13 protein-coding genes are annotated in these 9,764 nt (G+C 60.2%); 4 read left to right on the top strand and 9 right to left on the bottom strand.

Annotation, left to right across the window (positions count from 1 at the left end; all coding sequences use genetic code 11):
• The coding region (locus GIW04_RS23035; RefSeq protein WP_236479221.1) for an aldehyde dehydrogenase family protein at nucleotides 1–750 on the top strand (750 nt) is incomplete at its 5' end.
• 23 nt (nucleotides 751–773) lie between these two features.
• Here GIW04_RS23035 and GIW04_RS23030 read toward each other — a convergent pair.
• The 5 genes from GIW04_RS23030 to GIW04_RS23010 all read right to left on the bottom strand — a co-directional run bounded on the left by GIW04_RS23030 (nucleotide 774) and on the right by GIW04_RS23010 (nucleotide 3,665).
• Nucleotides 774–1,373 (bottom strand): hypothetical protein, encoded by a 600-nt coding sequence (locus GIW04_RS23030; protein WP_003192417.1) that lies wholly within the window; start codon nucleotides 1,371–1,373, stop codon nucleotides 774–776.
• Nucleotides 1,374–1,414: 41 nt separating this feature from the next.
• Nucleotides 1,415–1,921, bottom strand: coding sequence for a hypothetical protein (locus GIW04_RS23025; RefSeq protein ID WP_120248888.1), 507 nt, complete (start codon nucleotides 1,919–1,921; stop codon nucleotides 1,415–1,417).
• Complete coding sequence (locus tag GIW04_RS23020; protein WP_120248889.1) at nucleotides 1,918–2,436, bottom strand: hypothetical protein; 519 nt, start codon at nucleotides 2,434–2,436, stop codon at nucleotides 1,918–1,920. Before GIW04_RS23020 ends, GIW04_RS23025 begins: the two co-directional genes overlap by 4 nt.
• Nucleotides 2,433–3,095 (bottom strand): hypothetical protein, encoded by a 663-nt coding sequence (locus tag GIW04_RS23015; protein ID WP_034134248.1) that lies wholly within the window; start codon nucleotides 3,093–3,095, stop codon nucleotides 2,433–2,435. Before GIW04_RS23015 ends, GIW04_RS23020 begins: the two co-directional genes overlap by 4 nt.
• Before the next feature lie 174 nt (nucleotides 3,096–3,269).
• Nucleotides 3,270–3,665 carry a RidA family protein gene (locus tag GIW04_RS23010; protein WP_003192423.1) on the bottom strand — a complete coding sequence of 132 codons (396 nt, stop codon included), beginning with the start codon at nucleotides 3,663–3,665 and terminating at the stop codon, nucleotides 3,270–3,272.
• A 572-nt stretch (nucleotides 3,666–4,237) separates the two neighbouring features.
• Here GIW04_RS23010 and GIW04_RS23005 point away from each other — a divergent pair.
• On the top strand, nucleotides 4,238–4,513 hold the full coding sequence (locus GIW04_RS23005) for a DUF6124 family protein (RefSeq protein WP_034134247.1): 276 nt from the start codon (nucleotides 4,238–4,240) through the stop codon (nucleotides 4,511–4,513).
• A 180-nt stretch (nucleotides 4,514–4,693) separates the two neighbouring features.
• Nucleotides 4,694–5,221, top strand: coding sequence for an Sbal_3080 family lipoprotein (locus GIW04_RS23000; RefSeq protein WP_232964716.1), 528 nt, complete (start codon nucleotides 4,694–4,696; stop codon nucleotides 5,219–5,221).
• A 162-nt stretch (nucleotides 5,222–5,383) separates the two neighbouring features.
• Here GIW04_RS23000 and GIW04_RS22995 read toward each other — a convergent pair whose 3' ends face one another.
• From GIW04_RS22995 to GIW04_RS22980, 4 genes are all read right to left on the bottom strand, one after another.
• The gene (locus tag GIW04_RS22995; RefSeq protein WP_034134245.1) at nucleotides 5,384–6,316 is read right to left on the bottom strand and encodes a pyridoxamine 5'-phosphate oxidase family protein; all 933 of its coding nucleotides are present in this window, start codon (nucleotides 6,314–6,316) and stop codon (nucleotides 5,384–5,386) included.
• Nucleotides 6,317–6,396: 80 nt separating this feature from the next.
• Nucleotides 6,397–7,281, bottom strand: a complete 885-nt coding sequence (locus GIW04_RS22990) for a LysR family transcriptional regulator (protein WP_034134244.1) — start codon at nucleotides 7,279–7,281, stop codon at nucleotides 6,397–6,399.
• Nucleotides 7,281–8,201 (bottom strand): LysR family transcriptional regulator, encoded by a 921-nt coding sequence (locus tag GIW04_RS22985; protein ID WP_034134243.1) that lies wholly within the window; start codon nucleotides 8,199–8,201, stop codon nucleotides 7,281–7,283. Before GIW04_RS22985 ends, GIW04_RS22990 begins: the two co-directional genes overlap by 1 nt.
• A 16-nt stretch (nucleotides 8,202–8,217) precedes the next feature.
• Nucleotides 8,218–8,850, bottom strand: a complete 633-nt coding sequence (locus tag GIW04_RS22980; RefSeq protein WP_003192432.1) for a glutathione S-transferase family protein — start codon at nucleotides 8,848–8,850, stop codon at nucleotides 8,218–8,220.
• 216 nt (nucleotides 8,851–9,066) lie between these two features.
• Between GIW04_RS22980 and GIW04_RS22975 the strand changes: the two genes are divergently transcribed.
• The coding region (locus GIW04_RS22975) for an aldo/keto reductase (protein ID WP_236479220.1) at nucleotides 9,067–9,764 on the top strand (698 nt) is incomplete at its 3' end.

Here is a 9,764-nt window from a genome sequence, read left to right as displayed (position 1 = left end):
GTGCCCACCGGTATTGCGGTGGGCCGCAGTGCCATGGGCGCAGGCCTCACCCGCGCGACCCTGGAACTGGGTGGCAAGAACGCCGCCGGCTTCCTGCGCGACATGGATGTAGACAAAGCGGTGGATGGCATCATCGAAGCGGGCTTCTTGCACTCAGGGCAAATCTGCGCAGCGGCCGAGCGTTTCTTCGTGCACCGCTCGCAGATCGATGCCGTGCTGGAAAAGCTCAAGGCACGCCTCAGCCGCCTGACCATCGGCTCGCCCCTGGACGAACACACCGACTTCGGCCCGGTGACCCACCAGCAACACCAACACAAACTGCTCGGCTACTTCAACCAGGCCCGCGCCGAAAACAACACGATCATCCACGGCGGCCACCTCATCGACCGCCCCGGCTGCTACGTCGAACCCACCGTCATCCTTGCCAACCACCTGCACGACACCCTGCTCAACGAAGAAACCTTCGGCCCCATCGCCACCTTCCTGCCCTACGACAGCGAAGACGAATTGCTGGCCATGATGAACCACGGGCCCTACGGGTTGAGCGCCAGCCTGTGGACCAATGACCTGGGCAAGGCCCTGCGCATGATCCCGGCCGTCAAGGCCGGCACCGTGTGGGTGAACATGCACACCTTGCTCGACCCGGCAGTGCCGTTTGGTGGCAGCCGGTCTTCGGGATTAGGGCGGGAGTTTGGCAGTGCGTTCATTGAGGATTACACCGAGCTTAAGTCGGTGATGGTTCGGTATTAAGGGCTGAGTGCCGACGACCGGAATCAGGGCGCAGGTTTGGCGGGTGGGCCACGAAACAGGTTCCTGGAAATGATGTCGGCCTTCAGCATCTTGAGTTGCAGATGACGATTCACTGCGCCAACCCCTTCCATATAACGGGTGACATGGCGCTTCCACGTATCGACCAACACGAAGGGCGCCAAGCCAATTGCAACAAACGGAAAAATAACCAAACCGAAAAGGATTTTCATAAGTTCCAAGCACCCTTGCAACAAATTCACAGGGCCCAAGGATTTTTCATAATGCAATTTCTTGGTCAACACGTCGGAAATCAGGTTCGTACCGATGGCGGCGGTTACAAACGGGAAAACAAAGAGGAACAGGTTGGAGCGGTGTTTCACCTGGTCAAACAGAGCACCGCTGATTTTGCCTTTTTCGTGCAGTGACTGCGCCAGCCCATTGAATGCGTCGATAGAGACCACGGCACACGCGGCAATCGAAATCAGCGCAACGCCGGTCGCCACGACAACTTGCGGCGTGGTGTCTTTGTCGAGAATGAAGCCAATCACCGCCATCACCAACACAAAGGCCATCACCAAAAAGCCCAGTTGCACATCCAAGCCAAACAACAATTCGTAATTCATCCGTGAACCTCTCTATCAACACTAATTAAAATAACCAGCTGTCACTGATAAGGAATCAAGTGATCGTGCTCCAGATCCCGCATCAACTCGCTCAACATCTCGCTTTCGCTGCGGGGCTCGGTCATGGGGATGTACCAGGTCGTAGCTGTCCAACCACCACGCTTGTAAGCATAGGTTTTGAGCAGTTGCCCGTCCTTGAACAGCGAGCCGTGCAACTGGCGCTCGTAGGTGTAGGGCACTGGCACGGTCAACAGCGTCAACGCGCCAAGTATCGCCGGGAGCGCACCGGCCCCTTTACCGCCGCGTTGATCGACCAACAAGCTGTAGCCCGTCTTGCTGAAACCGCCATCCATAAAACTGAAGGCACCTGTGTCACGCAACAACTGGACAACTTCGCGTTGCGTCTGCTGTTCAAACCTCGACACGGGCGACGGCATCGTGACACTCATCGGCACGTAGGCACGCTCTGCCTTGTAATCCAACGGTTTGAGGGCGGTACCGCAACCACCGAGCAACAGCACGGCGGCCAGTAACGTAGTCCTGATCATTGTGCGTGCTCCTCGGGCAGCAGCCCGTCGCGCTGTACATCTTCGGCAAAAGCCCGTGCAACACGGTGACCGCTCTGTAGCTCCATCCCGCCAGGGCCATCCAGCAGCCAGGAATATTTGTGGGTGACGTTGCGGTAGCTGTACTGCTTGAGCTGCTTCCCATTGTGCTGCAGGGAGAACTCGGTGGTGGTGTCAATGCTCACGGACAGGGGCAGCAGAAACAGAGTTGCCGCGCTCAGCAGTACCACCGGGAAAGGCGGCATATCACGCTGAACGTTGTAGCGCACCCACACCGAGTAATCGTCCGCGTTGCCCCGGCCGCTTTCGACACTGCGAAACACCCCAGTCTCACGCAATTGGTTACGAATTTGTGCTGCATTAAGCGGGTCATCGATCATGACGTGGATCGGCTTGAGGTATTCCTTGCCATCGGGCAATGCATGCTCAGGAAGCGTATGGGTGGTTGCACACCCGGTCAGCAGCGCCAGGGCGCTGAACGTAATAAAACGGTTCATGGGCGTGTCTCGTGAAGGATGTTCTGGCCCGCCCCGGATGGCAGCGGCGCGATGATATAAGGGGCGGCGCTGCGATAATCCAGCGGCAACAACTCCAGAGCCGGCAGGCCCGCAACAGAGTGCCGCGCTAGCGGCTCATCGCGTCCTTGCTGGTCGCGCCAGCGGAAGGCACACAGCGAAGCGCCAAGGCATAACGAGCGAAATTCACCGAGGTAATAGGCGTTGCCGGCCTTCAGGCGCAGTGGCAGGTTGAATTTCTCTCGCGCCTGCACCGAGGTGTAGGTCGTCCCCAGAGTGGGTGAATAACTGCTGGAGAAAAACTGAAAATCATAGAACTCATAATCCCCAGGCTTGAGCGCCAACACGAATACACTGGCGGCACCGGCCGCATCCTTCACATCCTGAGGTGTTTGCCGACCGACGCCCACCCAGATCGCTGCGGCGCCAAACTCGGAACCGCGCTTGCGAAACAGTAAACGCTGATTAGGCGCAGGAGATGCGCTAAGGCTCTGCGGGCCGATTGATCCGACTACATAAGCGACCGGGTCCTGGGGGCCAGGTTGCAACGGCTGGCTAACCAGCGACGCAGACTGAGTACCGCAACCTGCCAGGGCTGCCGTAATCAAGAACAAGGCCAAAGGCCGAGAGAAGCGAGACATATCGAATCCTGAACGCAGGCAAAAAAATAAACGGCAGGCGTCAGGAAAAATATGGGATGAGCCTTCCTGGCGCTGCGCCTCGCGTCACTGCGAGGGGGGGGCGAATGGTACGGGGGGAATCGCGGTTTGACTACAGATGATCAGCAGCATGTGTCAGCGCTCGGTGAAAACCACTCATATCACCGCCTCCGCCTCAATCTCAATCAACCACTGCGGCAACGACAACCCGCTGACGATAATCCACGAAGACGGTGGCGGGTTGTGCGGGAAGCGCTCAAGTAGCGCATGGGCGATCGACGCTTGCTGCTCACGGGCAGACTCGACGATATACAGCCGCAGCATGATCACATGAGACAGGTCGCCACCGACCTCGGCCAGCACCTTTTCGATATTGTCCAACGCTGCGGCGGTCTGTTCGGCGATGCCGGGGCCGACCGTGTGCTCTTGAGCATCCACGCCCACCTGCCCCGACAGCATGATTCGCCGGCCCTCTGGCACTTCCATGGCCTGGCTGAAACCGTATTGCAGGGAGTTGAATACCGTCGTGGGATTAATAACCTTTCGTTGCATGACCAATCCTTGTTGTCAGTAGGAAAACAAGGCTAACCCAAAGGAATCGCTAAGGATGATGGTTCAACATCCAGCAACATGTTCGTGGGTGAAGCGCTGAACCTTGAGTGCCCGGCGGCCTGATGAAAACGCGCAAACCCACCAGGCAATCACATCCCCTGTAGGAGCGAGCTTGCTCGCGAAAAACCCACAGGCGCCGCGCTTACTCAGGAAGCACGCGTTATCGTTAACGTGTTTCGCGAGCAAGCTCGCTCCTACATGGGGTATTCGGCGTACCCGCAACGGCGCGGTTGTCAGACCGCGCTTACACAACTTTCGGGTTGCGTCCGATGAGCCTCGCCGCTAACCTTCGCGGGTCGCTGCAAAATCAGCGAATGGGTGTGGTAGCCCAGTTCTTTCATAGACCCCAAAAACGCTCAAGGGCGTTTTTTTATGCGGGCTGCTTTGTGGCGGCTGTGCATGGGAGGCTTCGGCCTGCCGGGTTTCTATGACCGGTCTACCACCCCGTGTACAGTCGCCTCCTTACTTCGTGTGGTAGCGAAATGGAGGTGCTCATTCATAGGAGCTTCGCCATGAAAAAAGTCACACCCAATCCCCCACCGTCCCCCTCGGATGAAAACCCGCAACTGCCTCCAGATGTCATCTTCACCGTCCGCCCCGGACTCAGCACTGAAGCCGCCTTGAGCAATGCCAGCGAAATGCTGGAGTCCGCGACTGTCTGCGCCTACGACTGTGCCGAACAGCTTGACGGTCACGCCCGCAAGCAGGTGTTGGCGGTGGTGCAGATGATCGAGATTGCGCAGTTGCTGGTAGATGAAGCGCTGAACCGTGAGTGCCCGGTGGCCTGATGAAAACGCGCAAACCCAACAGGCAATGAGATTCCCCTGTGGGAGCCGTCGAGCTTTAGCGAGGCCGCGATAGCGGTGGGTCAGGCAATGAATATGTTGACAGTGCCGCCGCCATCGCAGCCTCGCTAAAGCTCGACTGCTCCCACATTGGATCGGCTGTGTCTCAGTAGATAGTGATCCATGCTGGAACTTCACTGCTATCATCCAGCCACTACTTATGACATGGAGGTCGCTATGCACCAGGTAACAACCCTCGCTTGCTTACTGGTATGCGGCGCCCTCACCGGCTGCAGTATCACGCAAACCGTCACCCCCGTTCCCTCCTCAACTGTTCACTCGCCCGCAATCTGCATGATTCCCGCCGCAGGCTTGCGTGAAGGCTTCAATACGACTTACACCGCTCAATTACGCAATAAGGGCTTTCAAACCCGCGAGTTGCCGCCAGGCGCCCCGCCCGCCAGTTGCGCGCTGTCGACCACTTATATCGGTACATGGAGCTGGGACATGGCGCTGTACATGAGCTTCGCCGATATCCAGGTGTTCGAGAACGGTCGAAGGGTCGGACAGGCGTTGTATGACTCAACTTCGGGTGGCGCCCGAATGGGCAAGTTCATCGATGCGCAAAGCAAAATCATCGAGATGACCAATCAGCTGTTTCCCAATGCTGATTACGGCATGACTCGACGTCAGGCTGACCTTCTTCCCTAGAGCGAGCTCATCCACCTGCCTGCGCCACACTTCACACCACCTTCTGTAGGAGCGAGCTTGCTCGCGAAAAACCCGCAGGCGCCGCGCTTACTCAGGAAGCACGCGTTATCGTTAACGTGTTTCGCGAGCAAGCTCGCTCCTACAGGGCATTATCGTGCCTGGCTACCAGGTGCCCATCGCCAGGCTGTGTGGCGAAAATTCCGCGAATTGCCAGCGCAAGGCCAACGCTGCCGGGCGGCGGACCACATGTTCCACCGTCACCGTCCACAAGCGCTGCGCGCCTTCGAACTCAGCCACTTGCGGCCCACCCAGGATCAACGAAGTACGCCCGGCCACTTGCAGCACGTCGCCGGTCTCAAAATCCACAAACAACAACCCCGCCACCGGGTTGGCGTGCAGGTTGCCGAGGGTGTTGAAGAACAGGTTGCCGGCAAAATCCGGGATGGTCAGTACGTTGCCTTGCACCCGCACAAATCCCGTATTGCCGCCTCGGTGGGAGACGTCCACCGAGCGTTCGCCGTGCAGGTCGACGTAGCTGGCGACGAAGAAGGTGTCGGCGTGGCGGATCAGTGCTTGAGCCGCGTCGTCCAGGCGGTTGCTGCGCTCTGCCAGGTTGCCGGGTTTTCGCGCAATGCCGGCGACGGGGCGCAGTTGGATGTACTTGGGGCAGTTGCCGAAGGTGTGTACCACCTCGACCGCGAAGCCCTCATGCTCAAGCGTTCCAATGCGGCCATTCATGCGGTTGCGGCGGCGGGTGTTGAGGTCGATGCCCAGCAGGCCAATGGCCGAGCCATCCGTTATTCCAGCCCAGGCGGGATCAGTTTTGGAAGGCAGGCTGTCGATCTGCAGCGTGTGCGGATCTGGTGAGTGCGCGAAGCCTGGTGCGCCCTCCAGCATCGTCGCCCAGGGGATGCCCTGTTCGTCCACCACACCCGCGATCACATACGGCAGTAGCGGGTAAAAATCGCGGTGCTGCTCAGGCAAATGATCACGAATGACCTTGGGCCCGAGCACGGCCATGCGTTCAGAAACGCCGGCACTGTCCTGCATGTGTCGTTCGCCGACATGCCAAGGGGTTGGTTCAATCGAGTGCATGGCGCTCACCTCCGGTTAGAGACTGAAGATGCTGCGCCCAGGCCGTAATAGAGAGAATGCCCACCCAGGGCAATCCACTATTACGCCAGCTGAAACGCCGGATGCTCACGCAACGCCGTGACGCAGTAGTCGACAAAGCTGCGCACGCGCATCGACGCATGGCGGCCTTCGCGGTAGACCACATGCACCGGCTGCGGCGGCAACTCGAAGGTAGGCAACAGGCGCTGCAACTGGCCGCTCACCAGGTGTTCGTGCAGCGGGTAACTCAAGGCTCGAATCACGCCCGCCCCCTGCACCGCCGCATTGATCGCCCCTTGGACAGTGGCGCAACTCAGCCGGGCGCGAGCCTTGAGGGTGTAATGCGGGAAATCCCAGTGCACCGGGTCGGTGCTGGCAATCAGATGGTGCTGCTTGAGTTCAGCCGGATGCCGGGGTTCGCCCCGGGTCGCCAAGTAAGCGGGGCTGGCGCAAAGGACAGTGCCCACCTGCCCGACTTGCCTTGCAATGAGTGACGAGCTGGGCAATTCGCCGACCAGCACCGCCACGTCCAGCCCCTCTACATGCAGGTTAGGGTAATAGTCGTGGTAATGCGCGATGACACGCACCGCCGGGTAGCGATCCGCATAGCCGGCCAACAGCGGCGCCATGACATAGCGGCTGAACAGCAGCGGCAGGAATATCCGCAGGTCGCCCTGGGCCTGCACATGCAAACCGTTGGCCGAAGCCTCGGCCGCGTCCACCGCGGCCAGCAGGCGCACGCAGTCGGCAAGGTAAGCCTGGCCTGCGTCGCTCAGGCTGACGCCGCGGGTGCTGCGATGCAGCAACACCACACGCAGGCGTGCCTCCAGGCGCGCAACCGCACGTACCAGGGTCGGGCCGGAGACCTGCGCATGGCGTGCCGCCGACGCCAGGCTGGGTTGCCCGGCCAGCGCGGCAAACAGCTGCATATCGCGAAAACGCTCCATCAGGCGCGCTGCTTCGTCGCCGCGTTCAGGGCCGGGTCCTGCCCGAGGCGCTGGCTGAGGAAATCCACAAACGTATTGACCTTGGCCGGTACGCGGCCGTTCTGCTGGAACACCACGTGGATCGGCAGCGGCGCCGGTTCGAAATCCTCCAGCACCAGCTCCAGCTCACCCGCCGCGACCGCTGCCGCGACTTGATAAGACAGCACCCGCGTCATGCCCCAGCCCAGACGGGCCAGGTTAATCGCGGCATTGTTGGCGGTGACCACCAGGCGCGGCTCAATCGGTACCTTCAGCGGCTGGCCGGCGTCAATGAATGTCCACTCACTGACCCGTTGGCTGGACGATGAGGTGACGAGCTTGGCCTCACGCAACTGCTCGGGCCGCTGGGGCCGCCCGTGTTGGTCAAGATAAGCCGGCGATGCGCACACCACCCGGCGTACTTCGCCGACCTTGATCGCTTGCTGCAAGGATGGCTGCAGGTGGCCGATACGCACCGCTACATCCACACCTTCGTCGGTCATATTGACCACTCTGTCGACCAGTAAGGCGTTGATACTCACCAAGGGAAAACGGTCCAGGTATTCCCCCATTACCGGCGCCACATACAGCTCGCCAAACAGTACCGGTGCGGTCACCGTCAACTGGCCGCCCGGGATGGAGTAACTGCCCGCCGCCGCTTCCTCGGCTTCGTCCAGCTCGGCAAGGATGCGTCGGCAATCGTCCAGGTAACGTTGGCCGGCTTCGGTCAAGTGCAGGCTGCGCGTGGTGCGCGCCAGCAACTGGGTGCCGATGCGTTGTTCCATGGCGGCAATCGCCCGGGTCACGCTGGGCGGCGACGTGTTCAGACGGCGCGCGGCAGCCGCGAAGCCCTCCTCCTCGGCCACGGCCAGGAACACCTGCATTTCATGAAATCGGTCCATCGGCGCCCCTCGGTTGTTATTGCGATTGCAGCCCCACCGCCGTACGCGGCATGCCAACGAAACCCGGCAGTGCTTCGATGCTGGCCAGCCAGGCGCGTACCTTAGGGTAGTCGGCCAGGGACACATTGCCTTCCGGCGCGTGGGCCACGTAGGTGTAGAAGGCGATATCGGCAATGCTGGGCTGCTCACTGGCGAGGAAACGGCTCTGGCTCAGTTGCTGCTCCATCACGCGCAGCAAGGCATGGGCACGGTTGATTGCGCTGACAGTGTCCACCTCGGCCCCAAACACCGTGGCCAAGCGCGCCGTGGCAGGCCCGGCATGGAGTGGGCCGGCGGCGGCCGAAAGCCAACGCTGCACCCGCGCTTGCCCGACAAGGTCACTGGGCAGCCATTGGCCGTTGCCATAAGTGCTGGCGAGGTAAAGCAGGATGGCATTGGAGTCGGCCAAGACCGTGCCGCCGTCATCAATCACTGGCACCTGGCCGAAGCTGTTCAGGGTGGTGAGAAACTCAGGCGTTTTATGCGCACCTTGCTTGAGGTCCACCAGGACAAATTCACTCGCCAGCCCCAGCAGGGACAACATCAGCTCAACCCGATGGGAGTGGCCGGACAGGGGGAAACCATAGAGTTTGATCGCAGGCTGGGTCATGACAGGCTCCAAATGAGTGGGTATCGACGCCAGGGATGTTCTACCGCTGCCCTGTCTGGCGGAATGACCAGGATTCACAATCCAGCATTTCATCCAGCGAAACAATACATCGTTGGCGTGGCAGCCAAGCCGGGCGCGAGCGTTTCATAAAAAAATTCAAACTATCGCCCTCCCCATCGTTCACACCTTCACGTGCAACGTTAAGTAGGAGGCAACATGCAGTACCGACAACTGGGTCATTCCGGCCTGCTGGTATCGGAAATCATCCTGGGCACCGTGCCCTTTGGCGGTCGCGCAGAATTTGAAAAATGCGGTGCGGTGGACGTGCCCCTGGCCAAGCGCATGTTCGATATGGCGTTCGACGCCGGGGTGAACATGGTCGACACCGCCGATCTCTATTCCCACGGCCTGGCCGAAGAAGTGGTGGGCAAGGCGCTGGGCGGCAAGCGCAACGACATTCTGCTGGCCACCAAGGGCCGCAGCCCGGTGGACGACAACCCCAACAACTCCGGCTCATCGCGCTACCACTTGATCCGCGCGTGCGAAGCCAGCCTCAAGCGCCTGGGCACCGACCACATCGACTTGTACCAACTGCACAACTGGGACGGTATGACGCCGATCGAAGAGACCCTGGAAGCCCTGCGCCTGTTGGTGGGTTCGGGCAAGATCCGCTACTTCGGCACCAGCAACTTCACCGCCTGGCAAATGATGAAAACCCTGGGCAAGGCTGAACTGCACGGCATGCTCAAGCCAATTACCCAACAGATCTACTACACCCCGGAATCCCGAGAGGCCGAGTACGAGTTGCTGCCGTTGGCCCTGGACCAGCAGATCGGCACGCTGGTGTGGGGGCCGATGGGCGAAGGCCTGCTGACCGGCACGACCCGACGCGGGCACAAGCCGCCGGCCAATAC

It is taken from the genome of Pseudomonas sp. PA-4-8C, from assembly GCF_021606625.1.
GTDB lineage: Bacteria > Pseudomonadota > Gammaproteobacteria > Pseudomonadales > Pseudomonadaceae > Aquipseudomonas > Aquipseudomonas lactis.
The sequence above is the reverse complement of the archived record's forward strand: the minus strand, read 5'-3'. Positions and strand labels throughout refer to the sequence as shown.

Bases quoted from the DNA above. Each gene is read 5' to 3' on its own strand.
- GIW04_RS22990 (WP_034134244.1), bottom strand. From the start codon at position 7,281: ATGGAGCGTTTTCGCGATATGCAGCTGTTTGCCGCGCTGGCCGGGCAA.
- GIW04_RS23020 (WP_120248889.1), bottom strand. From the start codon at position 2,436: ATGAACCGTTTTATTACGTTCAGCGCCCTGGCGCTGCTGACCGGGTGT.
- GIW04_RS23005 (WP_034134247.1), top strand. From the start codon at position 4,238: ATGAAAAAAGTCACACCCAATCCCCCACCGTCCCCCTCGGATGAAAAC.
- GIW04_RS23000 (WP_232964716.1), top strand. From the start codon at position 4,694: ATGCTGGAACTTCACTGCTATCATCCAGCCACTACTTATGACATGGAG.
- GIW04_RS22995 (WP_034134245.1), bottom strand. From the start codon at position 6,316: ATGCACTCGATTGAACCAACCCCTTGGCATGTCGGCGAACGACACATG.
- GIW04_RS23010 (WP_003192423.1), bottom strand. From the start codon at position 3,665: ATGCAACGAAAGGTTATTAATCCCACGACGGTATTCAACTCCCTGCAA.
- GIW04_RS22980 (WP_003192432.1), bottom strand. From the start codon at position 8,850: ATGACCCAGCCTGCGATCAAACTCTATGGTTTCCCCCTGTCCGGCCAC.
- GIW04_RS23015 (WP_034134248.1), bottom strand. From the start codon at position 3,095: ATGTCTCGCTTCTCTCGGCCTTTGGCCTTGTTCTTGATTACGGCAGCC.
- GIW04_RS23030 (WP_003192417.1), bottom strand. From the start codon at position 1,373: ATGAATTACGAATTGTTGTTTGGCTTGGATGTGCAACTGGGCTTTTTG.
- GIW04_RS23025 (WP_120248888.1), bottom strand. From the start codon at position 1,921: ATGATCAGGACTACGTTACTGGCCGCCGTGCTGTTGCTCGGTGGTTGC.
- GIW04_RS22985 (WP_034134243.1), bottom strand. From the start codon at position 8,201: ATGGACCGATTTCATGAAATGCAGGTGTTCCTGGCCGTGGCCGAGGAG.